The organism is Vibrio metoecus (assembly GCF_009665255.1).
In the GTDB taxonomy this organism is placed as follows: Bacteria; Pseudomonadota; Gammaproteobacteria; order Enterobacterales; family Vibrionaceae; genus Vibrio; species Vibrio metoecus_B.
The window spans coordinates 237543-255014 of the sequence record NZ_CP035686.1 but is presented as its reverse complement, the minus strand read 5'-3'; the positions used below and the strand labels follow the sequence as shown (position 1 = coordinate 255014).

Genomic DNA, 17472 nt, shown 5'->3' with positions numbered 1-17472 from the left:
TGAAGGTATAAATGAAAAAGGTGGCAACTGGGTCACCACCTTTAGAGTTTAGAGATCGTCGATGTAGCCGAGTGAACGCAGGGCTCGCTCATCATCCGCCCAACCCGATTTCACTTTCACCCAAGTCTCTAGGTAGACTTTGCGGCCGAACAGCTCTTCCATATCGAGACGCGCCTCGCGGCCGATGGTTTTGATCTTCTCGCCGTTTTTGCCAATCACCATTTTCTTCTGGCCGATACGCTCAACCAAAATCAGGGCGTTGATGTGGAAGCCATCAGTATCTGGGTTGTAATCGAAACGCTCGATTTCCACCGTCACCGAATACGGCAGCTCTTCGCCAGTAAAACGCATCAACTTTTCACGGACGATTTCAGAGGCCATAAAGCGCTGTGAACGATCCGTCACATACTCTTCAGGGAAATGGTGCACGGCTTTCGGTAAATGGTCGCGAACATGCTTTTTCAACACATCGGTGTTTTTACCCTGTTTAGCGGAAATCGGTACGATATCGACAAACGGCATGCGTTTAGAAAGCTCCAGCATGTGCAGCATCACTTCGTTGCGATCTTTGACCTGATCGACCTTGTTCACACACAGCACTACTGGGAAGTTGGCTTTTTGCAGCTTAGTGAATACCATCTCGTCATCGGCGGTCCAGTGAGTACCTTCAACGACAAACAGCACTAAGTTGACATCACTCAGTGAGCTTGATGCCGCACGGTTCATCAAACGGTTAATCGCGCGTTTTTCTTCAATGTGCAGCCCTGGGGTATCAACGTATATCGCCTGATAATTGCCATCGGTCTCTACGCCCATAATGCGGTGGCGAGTCGTTTGCGGTTTACGCGAAGTAATCGAGATTTTTTGCCCTAACAGGTTATTGAGCAGAGTCGATTTACCCACGTTTGGACGACCGACAATCGCGACAAAACCGCAATGTTGGTTTTCCGGTGTCGATGCCACCACAGATTTACCTTCGCTTTGAGAAGCAAAGTATGCATCGATATCAAATTCTTGATCAGCCATTGGTCAATTGCTCCAGAGCCGTTTCTGCAGCCGCTTGCTCTGCCTTGCGGCGGCTGGTGCCTTTACCGATCACAGGCGTATCCATACCTGCCACTTCACACGCAACGGTAAACTCTTGGTTGTGTGCTTCACCTTTAATATTAGTCACTGTGTAGACGGGCAGCGGTTTTCTTCTGCCCTGCAAAAACTCTTGTAAGCGAGTTTTCGGGTCTTTTTGTGATGCGCCAGGTTTTATCTCTTCCAGACGACCGTGATACCACTCAAGCACGATGCTGCGCGCCATTTCCAGATCGCTGTCAAGGTAGATCGCACCGATGATCGCTTCCACCGCATCCGCTAGAATCGAGTCTCGGCGAAAACCACCACTTTTCAACTCACCTGGACCTAATTTTAAGTAATCTCCCAGATCGAATTCACGACCTAGCTCCGCCAACGTGTTGCCACGCACTAAGGTGGCACGCATGCGGCTCATATCCCCTTCATTCACTTTCGGGAAGCGGCGATAGAGCTCATCAGCAATGACAAAACTTAAAATTGAATCGCCCAGAAACTCAAGACGTTCATTGTGCTTACCATTGGCGCTGCGGTGTGTCAGCGCCAGATTAAGCAGCTCGATCTCCTTAAAGGTATAACCGAGCTTACTTGTTAATTTATTCATTGGAGGTGTCATAATCTCAACGTTATTACCAGCTCATGCTGGCTTAATGGATCCCACCAACACGGTTAAATCGTACGCCGGTTGGAATCCAACTTGGAAGTACGCTGTCTTCAGCGCGTTCAAACTCGAAACTGATCCAAATAGCCACAGCCTTTCCGACCAGATTCTGCTCTGGCACAAAGCCCCAGAAACGGCTGTCAGCACTGTTGTCACGGTTATCTCCCATCACAAAGTAGTGCCCTTGTGGTACAACCCACTCATTCACGCCACTGCGTGGACGATAGTCTGCTACGTTATCAATGCGCAGTGGATTGATCAGAATATTGTGCTCAACTTTCCCTAACTGTTCGTCTAATTGAATCAGCGGAATATTGTTTTGGTAAAACGCACTTTCTTGCACATTCGATAGCTTAACGCTTTGGCACTCATTCTCACCTTGGTGCTGAATGCACAACTCTTTACCAGAGCTGTAACGTACCGTATCACCCGGCATACCCACCACGCGTTTGATATAGTCGATATTAGGATTCACTGGGTATTTGAACACCACGATATCGCCGCGCTCTGGTTTCCCCGTTTCTACCAGTTGAGTACGCCATACCGGATCTTTCAAACCGTAAGCGTATTTTTCAACCAGAATAAAATCCCCCACCAACAGGGTTGGCATCATGGAGCCAGAAGGGATCTGGAACGGTTCATAAATAAACGAACGCAGAATTAAGACAAAAGCGATCACAGGGAACACCGATACGCTATTCTCAATCCACCACGGTTGAGCCGCTGCTTGATCGAGTGCCAACGTAGGCATGTCCGGCGATTGAGCCTTTAACTGAGACAGTTTTTGTTGGCGTTTTTTCGCCCACACCAGCTTTTCCAGTGTCCAGACGATACCGGTGACCAAAGTTACAATCACCAAAATCAGTGAAAATGTGTTCGCCATTGACTTCCCTTATCTAAAAAATACGAAAGTGAAAGAGCCGAAACCCTTTCACTCATGTGTTAAACCAATAAGATTGAAGTCGCCAAAGAAATTAGTCTTTGCCGACATGCAGAATCGCAAGAAACGCTTCTTGTGGCAGCTCAACATTACCGATCTGCTTCATACGTTTCTTACCTTCTTTCTGCTTCTTCAACAGTTTCTTCTTACGACTCACGTCACCACCGTAACATTTCGCTAGTACGTTTTTACGTAACTGCTTTACGGTTGAACGCGCGATGATATGGTTACCAATCGCCGCTTGAATCGCGATATCGAACATTTGGCGAGGAATGAACTCTTTCATCTTCTCCACCAATTGACGACCACGAGTCTGTGATAGATCACGGTGAGTGATGATCGCAAGTGCATCCACTTTGTCACCGTTGAGCAGCACATCCACACGTACCATGTACGACATTTCAAAACGTTGGAAACCGTAATCCAGTGACGCATAGCCACGTGACGTTGATTTCAGACGGTCAAAGAAATCAAGTACCACTTCTGCCATTGGGATGTCGTAAGTCAGTGCGACTTGGTTACCGTGGTAAACCATGTCCACCTGAGTACCCCGTTTTTCGATACACAGAGTGATAACGTTACCCAGATAATCCGAAGGGACCAGAATGTTACAACGCGCGATCGGTTCGCGGATCTCTTCAATATCATTGATAGCAGGCAATTTGGCAGGGCTATCAACGTAGACGATCTCTTTGTTGGTCTTCAGCACTTCATACACTACGGTCGGTGCTGTGGTGATGAGATCGAGATCGTATTCGCGCTCTAAACGTTCTTGAATGATCTCCATGTGCAGCATACCCAAGAAGCCACAACGGAAACCAAAGCCAAGTGCCGCTGACGTTTCTGGTTCATAGAACAGTGACGCATCATTGAGGCTGAGTTTACCTAGCGCATCACGGAAGTTGTCATAGTCGTCAGAAGACACTGGGAACAAGCCCGCATACACCTGAGGTTTTACCTTTTTAAAGCCCGGTAGTGCTTTGTCACAACCGTTTTTCGCCAAGGTTAGAGTATCACCCACTGGTGCACCCATGATGTCTTTGATACCACACACCACCCAGCCTACTTCGCCAGTGTCCAGTGAATCGGTATCCACTTGTTTCGGTGTGAAAATACCTAAGCGATCCACACCCCAAGTTTGGCCGGTGCTCATCACTTTGATCTTGTCGTTTTTCTTCAGGCTACCGTTTTTGATTCGAACCAGAGACACTACGCCCAGGTAGTTATCGAACCATGAGTCGATGATCAGCGCTTGCAGCGGTGCGTCAGGATCGCCTTGTGGCGCAGGGATCGCAGAGACAATCTTTTCTAGAACGTCATCAACACCCACACCGGTTTTCGCTGAACAACGCACAGCGTCAATCGCATCGATACCGACGATGTCTTCAATTTCTTCCGCCACACGCTCAGGCTCTGCTGCAGGTAGGTCAATCTTGTTCAGAATTGGCACGACTTCCAGATCCATTTCGATCGCGGTATAGCAGTTTGCTAGGGTTTGCGCTTCCACGCCTTGACCCGCATCCACCACCAACAGGGCGCCTTCACAAGCCGCCAATGAACGTGATACTTCGTACGCGAAGTCAACGTGTCCTGGGGTGTCGATGAAGTTCAGTTGATAGGTCTCGCCATCTTTTGCTTTATAGTCGAGAGTCACACTCTGCGCTTTAATGGTGATGCCACGCTCACGTTCTAGATCCATAGAGTCAAGAACTTGCTCGGCCATTTCACGATCGCTCAAGCCGCCACAGACTTGGATTAAACGGTCAGATAGAGTCGATTTACCATGGTCAATGTGGGCGATAATCGAAAAGTTACGAATGTGCTTCATAGGTTTGGGATGACTAAACTCTTAAATAATAAGGACATAGAAAAGCCGCGTTGGCGGCTATTCATTCAAGTTGGGCGATTCTACCCAATTTCGTTGGGGTTCGCATCATAATTTAGGCAACCGGGATACCCAGTTTTCGTAACAAAACCACTTGCTGTTCTGAACGCTGTTCGAGCACTTTCGCGTAACGTTTGGCTACCCAGACGCCTAATCCAATAAAGAGCAGTGAAGTAAAGATCACGATACCCTCACCCAGATCCCACATAGGGGCTAGCCATTGAGTGCCAAGCCAAGCGCCCAGCATCATGAAAAACAGCGGTAATAAGTAGACAAGCGCAGCCGACTGCAGCAGGCTCTTCTCTGGCAAACCAATCTCGACCACTTCTCCCGCTTGCAAAGCTTGTGTGGTTTGCAAACGCCAGAAAAGCGTTTTATTGCCCAGTGCTTTGGAAACCACGCCAGTGCCACAGCTTTGTGAGGATTGACAACTACTACAACTGGTTTGCTGCTCGCAACTCAGCGTGACTTGAAATCCTTGTTGAGCGGGTACCACTTTGGTTACCGTGGCTAATGCAGTCATCATTGCGCTTTCACGCCTCCCACACCAAACATAACGGATTGAGCAATACGCTGCGCAGTAGAAGGAGGAATATCACCAACGACAGAGATTTCATTCTCGCCTTTGACTAAGCTGTGCAGCGTGCGGCGACCTTGTCGAACTAATTGTCCCTTCAAGGAGTAGTTATCACTGGCAGAGACGTACACAGAGAAGTTAAACAGCCCGTCAGAATACATTTGGCTTTCCACTAAGCGATCGGTCATCGCCATCCGATAGCGGTTCAGCTCCATCGCTTTAAAACCTTCAGGAACCCAACTGACTTGCCAAAATGTCTCTTGTACGCTGCCTTTAGGCAGTTTAAGCACTTCCGGCAGTTGCACCTTGTTCAACCCAGCCATCAATTCAGCCAAACGCTCACTCACAGAGAAAGAGATGGTGCGATACTGCTCCAGCACCTCACCATCACGATCTAGCAAATCTGCACGCAATGGTAAGCGGCTCTTTTCATCTACCCATAGAACATAGGAATAACGTAAGCCATCTTTCGGAACAATACGCAGCACCTGACAAGCAGTACCCGCTTCACGCGCTCGCCCTACTTTGACAAAGTCATAGTACTGGCCCAACTCCGTAACATCGCTATTGATCATCGGGATGGTTGGCGCCACCATGCTCCCAGACTCAATCGTAAACGGCTCGACACCTGGTTCTATGTAACTGACCTCATCACCACGACGGATCACTTCACGCACAGGGCCGCTCAAATAGACTAAATGCGCCAGTTGCTGCTCTTCTTGCCGTGCATGACGATAGAGCAAAGGTTCAATACTGTTTTTCTTAACTAAGATGTATGAAAGTTCGTAGTTGAGATGTTGGCTGGCTTCGTTCATCTGAGACAACAACGCCTCTGCAGACTCTTCCTCTGCAAAGGCGAACGTTGAATTCACACAGAACAGTGTCAGCGCACTGATCAAAAATTTATTCATTCCACAACCGATTCAACTGGATGTTGGTGAGAGAGATCCTCACTATTCAGGCGTAATTGCAGTTCGTAGTCCTGCAGCAAGGCGTTTACGCGACGACGTTGTTCTTGCATGGTGCTATCTGATGAATGCTTTTCAACCGAATCACGAGTTAAGCTCACTGGCTCGGCACTTCCCGCCAACGGGATCGTTTGTAGTACAGGCAATTCATTTTCAGCAGAGCTTTGAGCGCCATATTGTTGCACACCAAAGATGACCGCGAGAGACACACAAGCCGCAATCCCCACTTGACCAAACTGAGTCAACCATGCAGGCAATTGACGCTTCGCCTGTTGTGGTTTCGGCTGAGCCTCCAACCTTGCTTGCTGCAGGTCGATCACTTTTTGTGAATGGTTCAACGGATTGTGCGCGGGTTCATTTTCTAACGCCAAGGCCACACTTTCAGCAATATTCCATTCTTTTTGCATCGGAATGTCACCACGGAGCACATCACCAATCAGGTGATAATTTTTCCATGTTTCACGAGCATCTAGATCCTGAGTCAACCCTAAAATCAACTCATTGTCGATCGTTTCGCCATCCATGAGTGCTGAAAGTTTTTCTTTGTCAGCCATTCTATTCACCATAGTCATTACGGAATTTGCGTTAAAGCAGAGGTTTAATTCTCTTCTCTACCGCCTCACGAGCACGGAAAATTCGGGAACGCACTGTACCGACAGGGCAATCCATCACTTCCGCAATTTCCTCGTAACTCAAGCCATCAAGCTCGCGCAACGTCATTGCCGTTCTTAAATCATCAGGTAACGCATCAAGGGCATCGAACACAGCCTGTTTCAACTCTTTGGACAACGTAATGTTCTCCGGGTTCGATAATTCTTTTAATGCATCACCACCTTCATAAAATTCAGCTTCTTCAGCATCAACATCACTTGCGGGTGGGCGTCGGCTTTGCGCAACAATGTGATTTTTCGCGGTATTGACAGCAATACGGTACAACCAAGTGTAAAACGCACTCTCACCACGAAAGGTTGGAATGGCTCGATAGGCCTTAATAAACGCTTCCTGCGCTACATCAGCCACATCGCCGGAATTGCTCACATACCGGGAAATAAGGTTGCACACTTTATTTTGATATCTCAAAACCAAAAGGTTAAATGCTTGCTTATCCCCATTCTGAACTCGCTCAATCAGTACTTGATCGGTCAGTTGCTCGTTCATTCGAGCGGTCACTCCTATTGTTATTTCCCCTACCTTCTCAGATATGGGTACTCATTATGCGAATTGTAATATTGACACCACTACTAGCATGAGCACCTTTAGAGACTCGGCATCTTCGAGAAAGTTCATTATTTGGTGAAATATTTTACTCAAAACCTTACCAATGCAGCATTTCACCCTTTGTCTCTAGCTTATATGACACATTTACCATTCACCACTCCACGTCCATTCTTTATATAAGGGGGAAAATGGCAGATAAATAGGCCGTGCTAGCCAAGATGACAATAAGATTTACAAACTATTGCATTTAGCGCGATGATAATAGCAGGACTAACACCGTATCAACGATCCGAATTTTTCAATAATTTCTTGCCACTTGATTGTACACAGTGGCATGTCTGCTCAATCGATGCGGTGTTTTTTTCCTCTAAAGAAAATCACTCTTTGAGGAATTTAAAGAAATGTCGAGTTGGATGACTCGCTACTGTTTGGGAATTGGCAATTTTATGAACGCAGACCGAGAGCATCAGTGTGATGTATTAGTCATAGGAAGTGGCGCAGCAGGCTTATCGCTTGCTTTACAGGTCGCTCAATACGGAAAAGTGATTGTATTAAGCAAAGGGCCGCGCAGTGAAGGCGCAACCTTTTATGCTCAAGGCGGTATTGCCGCCGTGTTTGATGAATCAGACAGCATTGATTCGCATGTGCAAGATACGCTAATTGCTGGCGCAGGGATTTGTGATGAGCAAACTGTGCGTTTTATCGCCGAGCATGCCAAAGAATGCGTGCAATGGCTGATTGATGGCGGCGTGCCATTCGATAAAGAAGATGACAGTGATACAGAACATCCTCGCTACCATTTGACTCGCGAAGGCGGTCACAGCCATCGCCGTATTTTGCACGCAGCCGATGCTACGGGTATGGCAATGCAAACGTCATTGCAAGATAACGCCCACAACCATCCCAACATTACGGTACTGGAACGGCACAACGCTCTCGATCTGATCACTGAAGATAAAATTGGTGGTGATGCTAATAAGGTGGTCGGGGCTTATGTATGGAACCGCAATGCGGAACACGTAGAAACGATTCGCGCGAAATTTGTGGTACTGGCGACTGGTGGTGCATCTAAAGTGTATCAATACACCTCCAACCCTGATGTCTCCTCAGGCGATGGCATTGCCATGGCATGGCGCGCGGGTTGTCGTGTTGCGAACTTAGAATTCAACCAATTTCACCCGACTTGCTTATATCACCCAGAAGCGCGTAACTTCCTGCTCACCGAAGCGCTGCGTGGTGAAGGCGCTTATTTGCGCCGCCCAGATGGCAGCCGTTTTATGCCGGATTTTGATGAGCGAGCTGAGCTGGCCCCGCGTGATATCGTGGCGCGCGCCATCGACTTTGAAATGAAACGCTTAGGAGCGGACTGCATGTATCTCGACATCAGTCATAAACCAGCGGATTTTATCGAGAAACATTTCCCAACCATCTACTCACGCTTAATGGATTTGGGCATTGATATGACCAAGGAGCCTATCCCTATCGTTCCTGCCGCCCACTACACTTGCGGTGGTGTGATGGTCAACCCACAAGGACAAACCGATATCAAACAGTTGTATGCGATTGGTGAAGTCAGCTACACCGGCTTGCACGGTGCAAATCGTATGGCCTCCAACTCTCTTCTTGAGTGTGTGGTTTACGCATGGTCGGCATCGCAAGACATCATTGCTCAGTTGCCTAATGCGCACATGCCACAGTCACTCCCCGTTTGGGATGAAAGCCAAGTGACCTGTTCCGATGAAGAAGTGGTTCTGCAACATAACTGGCACGAACTGCGCCTTTTTATGTGGGATTACATGGGGATTGTGCGTACCAATAAACGTTTAGAGCGTGCCATGCGCCGAATTCAACTGCTACAACAAGAAACGCATGAGTATTACAGCAACTTCCGAGTCTCCAATAACTTGCTTGAGATGCGTAATTTGCTGCAAGTGGCTGAATTAATGGTACGTTGCGCAATGCAGCGTAAAGAGAGCCGTGGATTACACTACACGCTGGACTACCCAGAACAACTCGCAGACAGTGGCCCAACTATTCTAGTACCGGAAAAATAACGCTCTCTCCGCTTGAAACCGCGTTCAAGAGATCTGCACATTATCACGGGAGCCATTGAGCTCCCGTTTTAATCGCACTAACAATTGCCGATAGGTGGCTTCATCGCAGCTATCACGCCAGATAAACCAACGCTGACGCGGCCCTTGTATAGTGACAAATAACGGCGCATACAAGGTTTGAATGGTATGGAATGTGAAATGCTGCCCATTGTGCTCCAACGAGCCGCAAAACGTGAGGTCAATTTCCCCCGTAAGACTGTTGGGCATCCATTGGCCAAGATAATGACCACGCCAGATCCAAGCGCTAAAAAAGGGAACTAACACGAGAGGAATAGAAGAAACGAATAACGCCCAGAGCATCAACATTAGAATTAACCATGCAGTGAACTGAGCGTAATAAGAAGACGTTAAAATCAGCTTAACGGACTTTGCTGAGGTTATGAGCGACAATCTTATCCACCATCGCAGCTAGGCCTAGATTCTCACAGCGGCCATGTCCCATAATCCAAGAAAAAAGGTCTGGGTCGTCGCTTTCCAGTAGCGCCACAAAGTCGTTTTGTTCAGATTCAGTCAGAGAATCAAAACACTCTTCGAAAAATGGCATGATGACCACATCAAGCTCCAACATACCACGACGGCATGCCCATTTGATTCGCGCTTTTTGTTCAGCGGTGTACATCAGTATTCCTCACCTTATGGTTTTTGTTTGATTCGGAGTGTAACAAGGGTGCAGGCGGACAACTAGTAACTCAGTCACAGTCCCTGTTCAAGCTGACAAAAAAGTTGATCCAGATTAACATAGCGAGACTTTTTTCCTCACTGGTGAACAACATGGACTGGCAAAATCGTTTTTCAGTACTCAATCTTTCTTCTCACGATCCTCTCCCTGAACTGATGCTCACGCATCTCACTGGATGGGGAGCCATCACTATGGTCGGTGCAGATAAAAAAGCTTATTTGCAAGGCCAAGTCACCTGTAACGTGGTTTCTTTGCAAGAACAACAAGTGATCTTTGGTGCACACTGTGATGCTAAAGGCAAGGTATGGTCTGTGTTTCGTTTATTCCATCACAACGATGGTTACGCAATGTTCCAACCTCAATCTGCGATTGAAGTCGAATTACGCGAGCTGAAGAAATACGCCATCTTCTCTAAAGTCACAATTGCCGAGAGCAACGATATCGCATTAGGTGTGATGGGTAGCCAAGCCAACGCTTGGATTGATAGCTTTACTGAGCAAACTGGCGATGTGCGCCGTATCCAAGGTGGTACTGCTGTGCGCATAAGTGAGCAGCGTTGGTTACTACTGATCACCGCAGAACAAGCTGAGCATTACGTGAATGCGTGGCAAGATCTGTGTGTTGAGCAAGCCCTATGGACTCGTATGGATATTGAAGAAGCCGTACCTGTCGTTACTCAAAGCGCCCAAAATGAACACATTCCACAAGCACTCAATGTTCAGGCGGTAGATGGAATTAGCTTTAGCAAAGGCTGTTACACAGGGCAAGAAACCGTCGCGCGAGCCAAGTATCGTGGGATCAATAAGCGAGCCATGTACATTGTCAAAGGCAACCTGATTACGGCACTTAGCCATAACGCTCCAGTGACACTTGAGCGTGCGGTTGGTGAAAACTGGCGTAGTGCGGGAACTTTACTCACCCACTACAGTTTCACGGACTCAATAGCAATCGGTTTAATTGTGCTACCTAACGATCTTGAGCAAAACGTTGAACTTCGCTTAGCCGAACACCCCGAAACGCGCTGGCATATTCAAGCACTGCCATACTCCCTCAACGACGAATAAACAACTACTTTACAAGCTTGAGCGGTATACTCGTGCCACTCAAGCTTGGTCATGGGCATCTGTTATCGCATCCCGCATGCAACGCCAAACCAAAGTTACATATCCACGCGAGCCTCTTCAAACAAACCAATACTTATTGATGAATTTAAAGTCACAACTAAAACATAAATAGTCAAATCAATCAGAATCCTCTACGCTATGCAAAGTTGATGGGGCATTGAGTAACCAAGTTCGCTCTTTTTTCATCAACTCAAAAGTGAATCAACTAAGCATTCAAGTTATCCACTTTTTGTGTAATGCATCTGTGACTATTTGCCCGCCTAATTGCGGGCGTTTTTTTACAATTTATTTACAAGTAACTTGCCTGATCGGAATTTTTTCAACTATTCTTTAAAGTGTCACAAGAGAGTGGCTTAATACTCGCGTTCACAGAGAACCGGTATTTATAGGCCAGAAGAATTTGTAAGTTTGGTCACATGATTCTGGATAATTCACTGCAGATTTGCTTACCTCTGCACAGATACTCCAAATAATCCGTTAGCACTGCGTTTTTCACCAAACCTATCACAGTCTTTTTGATCAGGTTTTCTTATACTTAGCAGTGCCAGAACAACGCAAGGATCGAAGTATGAGACTGTTTAAGCGCTATACACCAGGTATGATTGCTAAACACGTGAGCCGTCTGTTTAAAGGTAGAATTTATATCTTTGGCGTCGGTAAATTCGAGTTCGATAATGGCAAGTTAAAGCTGCCAGAGAAAGCGGATCAGCGCCACTATCAGACCGTTAAAGAGGTCAATCAAGAGATCATGAGACTGCGTTGCGCTTATGCATAAACAAGCAAACACTCAATAGTATTCGATTTAATGCAAAACGATTTAATGTAAAAAGGGTTGGCAATGCCAACCCTTTTTATTTGATCAACTTGTTATTTAATCAGTAGGCACGTTCTAACCAAACTTGCTTCGCCAGCTCAGGCAAATCGCCCTTCAAGCCCAAAGCACGTTTCATGATTTCATCTTTGGCGCCCGGCAACTGACCGACTAGACGCATACCGATCCCACGGATCAGCTTTTTGGCGGGATTATCGCCCTCAAACAGATCGCGGAAACCTTGCATTGCGGCAATCATTTTTGCTGCTTCCGCCTTACGCCAACGCTCGTAGTGGCGCAAATTACGCTCATCACCAATATCACGATTCTGCTCCCACAAGCTTAGCAGCTCTTGTGCCAAGCAAGCAGCATCAAGCAAGCCTAAGTTCACGCCTTGCCCCGCCAAAGGATGTATGGTGTGCGCTGCATCTCCTACCAAAGCAATTCGTGGCGCAACAAAATCACGGGCATAGCGCATCTTCAGTGGAAAAGCTTGTCGCTCACCGACCACGTCACAGCGGCCTAATCGTGCATCGAATTCTGCGGTCAGCGCTTTGTTAAACTGCGCATCACTCATATTGAGCAAAGCCTCAGCACGTGACGGCTCCGTTGACCACACAATCGAGCTCATTTGCGGCTCTGACATCGGCAGAAAAGCCAAAGGTCCTTGCGGTGTAAAAACCTGCCGCGCGATTTTGTTGTGCGCTTCACTGGTACGCACATTGGCCACCAACGCACTGTGTCCATAATCCCAATGAGTTAAAGGAATATCCATTTGACGACGCAGCCATGAGTTCGCACCATCAGCCCCAACAACGAGCTTGGCGCTTAAGGCTTGGCCATTGCTCAAAGTAAGCCACGCTTCACTCTCACCTACTGCGATGCTCTGGCACGTTGCAGGAACGTGTAAAGTAACATTCGCTTGCTGCTGCACTTGTTCTAACAGCGCCAACTGAATCACTCGATTCTCAACAATATGGCCCAGATTCGGCTGAGTCATCTCATTGGCTTTAAATTCAATGCGCGCAAAGCTGTCTTGCTCCCACACTTCCATTGCGGTGTAAGGCGCAGCTCGGCGCGCTTCAATGCCCGCCCACGCATTGAGGTTACGCAGTACAATCTCACTTGAACGACTCAAGGCCGAAACGCGTACATCTGGCAGTGGGCTTAAAGAATCTTCCGGCAAATGGTTTTCGACCACGGCAATACGTAGGTCACTCTCTTTCAGAGCGGCCGCCAGCGCAAGGCCAACCATGCCTCCACCGATAATCACAACATCAACACTTTGCATCATTTTCTTACCTATTAACGGTTAACTATGCCGAGAGTGCGGCGCAATAACGGGGTTTTTAATAAAGGCAGATTATCCATCGCCATCAGACCAAGGTTACGACCAATCCGCATAGGTAACCAGTCGTTGGAAAAGGTGTGTACTAAGCCAGTCGTCAGCGTGATAGTCGCGGTGCGATCAGCTTGCCGACGTTGATAAAAACGTTGCAGCAAAGCGTAATCACCTGCATCGTCACTCTTGGCTATTTCTTCGGCCAGCGTGGCGACATCCCTAATTCCAAGGTTAAAACCTTGCCCGGCAATCGGGTGCAAGGTTTGCGCAGCGTTGCCCACCATAGCAAATCGATGAGAGATGGTTTGTTCACGATAGCGCAGAACAAGCGGGTAAACACTTCTCTCCCCCGCATGCGTTAACTCTCCTAACCGCCATCCAAAGGCTTTTTGTAACCCCTGTAAAAACTCGGCTTCACTGCAATGCAACCAGTGCGCAACTTGTTCTGGAGGCAGACACCAAACTAAAGACAGGCGATCTTGGCTCATCGGGAGCAAAGCAACTGGACCGTGTGGCGTAAAACGCTCGAAAGCTCGTCCTGCATGAGGTTGCGAGCTAATGATATTGGCGATCAGCGCAACTTGCTCAAAATCGTGTTCCTGCATCGTTAGTCCTAGCGCTTGGCAACAGGTGGACATTGCTCCATCAGCCGCCACCAACAACTTCCCTTGTAAAGCGTCACCACTGTCGAGTTGTACCGTGACCGACTTTTGTTCACGGTTAATATTGATGACTCGGCTTGGCACAAATTGTTGGATGGAAGAACATTGCGCCATACGCTCGGCGTAGACTCGCCCCACATCAGCAAGTTCAACCACATACCCCAACGCTTCCACCCCAAGCGATTCACGGTGAATATCCGTCATCCCCGCATGGGATTGATCCGATACATGAATATGTTCAATCGGAGTCGCAAAAGGGCGTAAACTCGACCAGAGTTGCATTTCTTGTAGGATCCGCACAGTGCCGTAAGACAGCGCAATACTGCGTGCATCAAATCCGGGGTGCGCAGAATGATCGGTGGCAAACGCCTCAATAACCGCCACTTTAAGTTTGCCTTGGCTCAGTTGATGTAAAGCCAAAGCTAAAGTAGCGCCCGCCATCGCTCCACCAGCGATGATCACATCAAAACTGATCGGCTTACTCAAACTGGGCTGCTTGCTGTCCGTCATCGCGCTTCCTTATTAATGCACTGTTGGCTTGCTATCTTGCTCTGGTTTTACGCCAAATTCAGCATGCAAGGTGAACACACAGGCTTTCATATGTTCGATTACCTGCTCAAGAAGCTCAGCTTGTTCAGCCAAATCATCGTCCTCATCAATGCCCAATTTCGACATTTCTTCAAGGTCTTCTAGCGCTTCTTTGGCTTCCGCTGAGGCATGTTTAAGATTTGCGCCGATCAAGCCTAATCCAGAGATAAAATGGTTAATCCATTCTGCAACGGCATCCGCCAGCTCAAACAGGGCTTCTTCACCATCCCCCTCAGGCAACAGTAAAGAAAGCTCAAGATCGGTATCCACCAACTCAGCATTCATTGCAAGCAGAATGTGTTCGGCACTGGCTAGAACCCCAATTGGCCAGCCCATGCCGTCATTGGTGTAATCAAAGATCAACGCTTGCCAACTTTTATCGTTGAGGCTCAAACCGCCGGACAACATCCCCGTCAGTAACCCTTGTAGCTCAGCAGGATTGATACCGAGAGAGGCGGCACGCAGTTCGTTTGCCAAAGCTGGGTAAGCAGGAAGTGTATTTTTGCTCATATTGGATTCATTAACCGAGAAATTTAGCCCAATCCTACCACTTCATCGCCAGAGCGAAAACGCTCGCTTGCGGTTGGTGCTTAGCTTTTGCTCAAATTGTCCAAATCATGAGTTTTCAAACGTCCATTTACGGGGTTGCGACGGGAAAGGCTTGAATCTTGTTTTAGCTTTACCTATAGTTCCACCTCGATGGTCACCTGAGCTGATTCATCTTTTAGTTACGCCAAAAGAGTTCATTTATCATGAGTAATCAAGCGGTTGACATTGAAATTTTGGGCAAGGTGACCCGGGTAAACTGCCCTGCGGGTCAAGAGGCGTCGTTGCTTCAAGCCGCACAAGATCTCGACCACCGTTTGAAAGAAATGGCTGAGCGAACTAAAGTCACCAATGAGGTGAAATTATTGACGATTGCCGCACTCAATATCTGCTACGAGTTACAAACTAAGCAGCAAGAAAACGCAGGCAACCAGTCACAACTCAGTGAGCGAATGGAACAGCTCACCGCTTCATTAGAAGCCGCATTGAAAAATGTGAAGCCAGCAAAGCAATAAGCAAAGAATTGATTTACCCTGGGGTGTTTGTCAGTGGATTTATGTCCCTGAGCCGATAAGCAACATAACAGGGTTGGTATTGGGTAGCTATTGAGCAGGCTCGGCTTGTACCGAGAAGCCTACGGTTACCATTACTGATCCGCCTTGAACCTAATGGTTCAAGGGCTACGATCCTCAACGGCACCCCGGGGTTCCCTTTATGACTGATTCTCGCACACTCCTCCGCCAGCAAATTCGTCAACGCCGACAAGCGCTATCCCCTTTAGACCAGCAAACGGCTAGCCAGCAACTTATTCATACCTTTTCGACTCTGCCAGACATTGCCTCAGCGCAGCGGATCGCCCTTTATCTTGCCAATGACGGCGAGCTGAATACCCAACCGCTAATTGAATGGCTTTGGCAACAAGGCAAACAAGTTTACTTGCCCGTTTTACACCCTTTTGCCAAAGGTCACTTGTTGTTCCTGCAGTACCACGCACAAACCCCGATGACCAAAAACCGTTATGGGATTGATGAGCCGAAACTCGATCAGCGTTTAATCTGCCCAGTTCGAGAACTCGATATTATCGGCACCCCACTGGTCGCCTTTGATGGTTCAGGGCAGCGTTTGGGGATGGGCGGCGGTTACTACGATCGCACCTTAGCGCCTTGGTTTCATACTCAGCAAGGCGCTATGCCAATCGGATTGGCACACGACTGCCAATATGTGGATACTCTCCCTACGGAAAGTTGGGATATTCCGCTGCGCAAAATCGTGACACCGAGCAAACTTTGGCAGTGGTAAGCTTTGAATCTTTCCCTTTAGCACCTTGCTAGTGATTACTTCTGCTTCCGGTTTGGGGTTATAATCGCGCCGCGCAACATACCCTCAAGTTGATATTCAGGAGATAGGCATGACTCAAGATGAAATGAAAAAAGCCGCCGGTTGGGCTGCTCTTAAATACGTAGAAAAAGGCAGCATTGTCGGTGTCGGTACAGGTTCAACCGTGAATCACTTCATCGATGCTTTAGGCACTATCAAAGAAGAAATCAAAGGCGCAGTATCCAGCTCTATCGCCTCTACCGAGAAACTCGAAGCCCTCGGCATCCGCGTTTATGATTGCAATGATGTGGCAGCACTGGATATCTATGTTGATGGTGCAGATGAAATCAACCCAGAACGAGACATGATCAAAGGCGGCGGCGCTGCGCTGACGCGTGAAAAAATCGTAGCGGCGATTGCCAAGAAATTTGTGTGCATCGTCGATGGCACCAAAGCAGTTAATGTTCTAGGTAACTTCCCACTGCCTGTTGAAGTCATTCCAATGGCGCGCTCTTACGTGGCACGTGAACTGGTGAAATTAGGTGGCGATCCTGTGTATCGCGAAGGCGTGATCACGGATAACGGCAACGTGATCCTCGATGTGCACAACATGAAAATCACCCATCCGAAAGATCTGGAAACTAAGATCAACGGCATCGCTGGCGTTGTCACGGTAGGTCTATTTGCCCACCGTGGAGCGGATGTAGTGATCACCGGCACACCGCAAGGTGCAAAAGTCGAAGAGTAATATCGGCGATTTCACACATATTCCGTTATTTGATTACAAACGGCACCGATGGGTGCCGTTTTTTATCCTTTTCTCTCAGAAAAATATGCCTTATTCCGTAATTTTCTTACCCAAAGCAAAAAAAGTTTGTTAATTTAGTGAACAGAAGGCGCACAAGGAAAACGTTTGCTTTTCTAAATTACGACTTAAATTCGATCAGTTTCGAACAACTG

The 17472-nt window shown here is 47.7% G+C and carries 19 protein-coding genes and 1 other RNA gene; 7 read left to right on the top strand and 13 right to left on the bottom strand.

Annotated features, from left to right (window positions below; translation table 11 throughout):
• Nucleotides 1-48: 48 nt before the first annotated feature.
• From era to rpoE, 8 genes are all read right to left on the bottom strand, one after another.
• Entirely contained in the window at nt 49-1026 is a 978-nt protein-coding gene (era, locus tag EPB59_RS01270) for a GTPase Era (RefSeq protein WP_060780517.1), read from the bottom strand.
• Complete coding sequence (gene rnc / locus EPB59_RS01265; protein ID WP_154171369.1) at nt 1019-1696, bottom strand: ribonuclease III; 678 nt, start codon at nt 1694-1696, stop codon at nt 1019-1021. The genes era and rnc overlap by 8 nt, the downstream gene beginning before the upstream one ends.
• Nucleotides 1697-1727: 31 nt before the next feature.
• On the bottom strand, nt 1728-2624 hold the full coding sequence (gene lepB / locus EPB59_RS01260) for a signal peptidase I (protein WP_055052150.1): 897 nt from the start codon (nt 2622-2624) through the stop codon (nt 1728-1730).
• 91 nt (nt 2625-2715) lie between these two features.
• Nucleotides 2716-4509, bottom strand: a complete 1794-nt coding sequence (lepA, locus tag EPB59_RS01255) for a translation elongation factor 4 (protein WP_000680628.1) — start codon at nt 4507-4509, stop codon at nt 2716-2718.
• Nucleotides 4510-4621: 112 nt separating this feature from the next.
• Nucleotides 4622-5092 carry a SoxR reducing system RseC family protein gene (locus EPB59_RS01250; RefSeq protein WP_055052149.1) on the bottom strand — a complete coding sequence of 157 codons (471 nt, stop codon included), beginning with the start codon at nt 5090-5092 and terminating at the stop codon, nt 4622-4624.
• On the bottom strand, nt 5089-6054 hold the full coding sequence (rseB, locus tag EPB59_RS01245; protein WP_095469929.1) for a sigma-E factor regulatory protein RseB: 966 nt from the start codon (nt 6052-6054) through the stop codon (nt 5089-5091). The genes EPB59_RS01250 and rseB overlap by 4 nt, the downstream gene beginning before the upstream one ends.
• Entirely contained in the window at nt 6051-6665 is a 615-nt protein-coding gene (locus tag EPB59_RS01240; RefSeq protein ID WP_055052147.1) for a sigma-E factor negative regulatory protein, read from the bottom strand. Before EPB59_RS01240 ends, rseB begins: the two co-directional genes overlap by 4 nt.
• Nucleotides 6666-6696: 31 nt before the next feature.
• Nucleotides 6697-7269 carry an RNA polymerase sigma factor RpoE gene (gene rpoE / locus EPB59_RS01235; RefSeq protein WP_001005347.1) on the bottom strand — a complete coding sequence of 191 codons (573 nt, stop codon included), beginning with the start codon at nt 7267-7269 and terminating at the stop codon, nt 6697-6699.
• Between the two features lie 506 nt (nt 7270-7775).
• Here rpoE and nadB point away from each other — a divergent pair.
• Complete coding sequence (nadB, locus tag EPB59_RS01230; protein ID WP_055052163.1) at nt 7776-9383, top strand: L-aspartate oxidase; 1608 nt, start codon at nt 7776-7778, stop codon at nt 9381-9383.
• Nucleotides 9384-9407: 24 nt separating this feature from the next.
• On the opposite strand, the gene EPB59_RS01225 is transcribed toward nadB, so the two are convergent.
• Entirely contained in the window at nt 9408-9749 is a 342-nt protein-coding gene (locus tag EPB59_RS01225) for a hypothetical protein (RefSeq protein ID WP_095459841.1), read from the bottom strand.
• A 52-nt stretch (nt 9750-9801) separates the two neighbouring features.
• Complete coding sequence (locus tag EPB59_RS01220; protein WP_000287744.1) at nt 9802-10062, bottom strand: succinate dehydrogenase assembly factor 2; 261 nt, start codon at nt 10060-10062, stop codon at nt 9802-9804.
• A 152-nt stretch (nt 10063-10214) separates the two neighbouring features.
• On the opposite strand from EPB59_RS01220, the gene ygfZ reads away from it, so the two are divergent.
• Together ygfZ and EPB59_RS01210 are read left to right on the top strand one after the other, a co-directional pair.
• Complete coding sequence (gene ygfZ, locus EPB59_RS01215) at nt 10215-11186, top strand: tRNA-modifying protein YgfZ (protein WP_154171368.1); 972 nt, start codon at nt 10215-10217, stop codon at nt 11184-11186.
• Between the two features lie 628 nt (nt 11187-11814).
• Complete coding sequence (locus EPB59_RS01210) at nt 11815-12021, top strand: DUF1107 domain-containing protein (RefSeq protein WP_055033109.1); 207 nt, start codon at nt 11815-11817, stop codon at nt 12019-12021.
• 100 nt (nt 12022-12121) lie between these two features.
• Here the strand turns inward: EPB59_RS01210 and EPB59_RS01205 are convergent, their stop codons facing one another.
• Genes EPB59_RS01205 through EPB59_RS01195 form a run of 3 tightly spaced genes read right to left on the bottom strand, consistent with a single transcriptional unit; the run spans nt 12122 to nt 15159 of the window.
• Nucleotides 12122-13351 carry an FAD-dependent 2-octaprenylphenol hydroxylase gene (locus tag EPB59_RS01205; RefSeq protein WP_154171367.1) on the bottom strand — a complete coding sequence of 410 codons (1230 nt, stop codon included), beginning with the start codon at nt 13349-13351 and terminating at the stop codon, nt 12122-12124.
• Nucleotides 13352-13362: 11 nt separating this feature from the next.
• On the bottom strand, nt 13363-14571 hold the full coding sequence (ubiH, locus tag EPB59_RS01200) for a 2-octaprenyl-6-methoxyphenyl hydroxylase (RefSeq protein ID WP_154171366.1): 1209 nt from the start codon (nt 14569-14571) through the stop codon (nt 13363-13365).
• Between the two features lie 12 nt (nt 14572-14583).
• On the bottom strand, nt 14584-15159 hold the full coding sequence (locus EPB59_RS01195; RefSeq protein ID WP_154171365.1) for a YecA family protein: 576 nt from the start codon (nt 15157-15159) through the stop codon (nt 14584-14586).
• A 242-nt stretch (nt 15160-15401) separates the two neighbouring features.
• Between EPB59_RS01195 and EPB59_RS01190 the strand changes: the two genes are divergently transcribed.
• From EPB59_RS01190 to rpiA, 4 genes are all read left to right on the top strand, one after another.
• Nucleotides 15402-15710, top strand: a complete 309-nt coding sequence (locus EPB59_RS01190; protein WP_055033105.1) for a cell division protein ZapA — start codon at nt 15402-15404, stop codon at nt 15708-15710.
• 12 nt (nt 15711-15722) lie between these two features.
• Nucleotides 15723-15906, top strand: a non-coding RNA gene (gene ssrS / locus EPB59_RS01185) — 6S RNA.
• A 3-nt stretch (nt 15907-15909) separates the two neighbouring features.
• Entirely contained in the window at nt 15910-16494 is a 585-nt protein-coding gene (locus tag EPB59_RS01180) for a 5-formyltetrahydrofolate cyclo-ligase (RefSeq protein ID WP_055033104.1), read from the top strand.
• A 109-nt stretch (nt 16495-16603) separates the two neighbouring features.
• Nucleotides 16604-17260: a ribose-5-phosphate isomerase RpiA gene (rpiA, locus tag EPB59_RS01175; protein WP_154171364.1), complete on the top strand. Its 657-nt coding sequence runs from the start codon at nt 16604-16606 to the stop codon at nt 17258-17260.
• Nucleotides 17261-17472 lie beyond the last annotated feature (212 nt).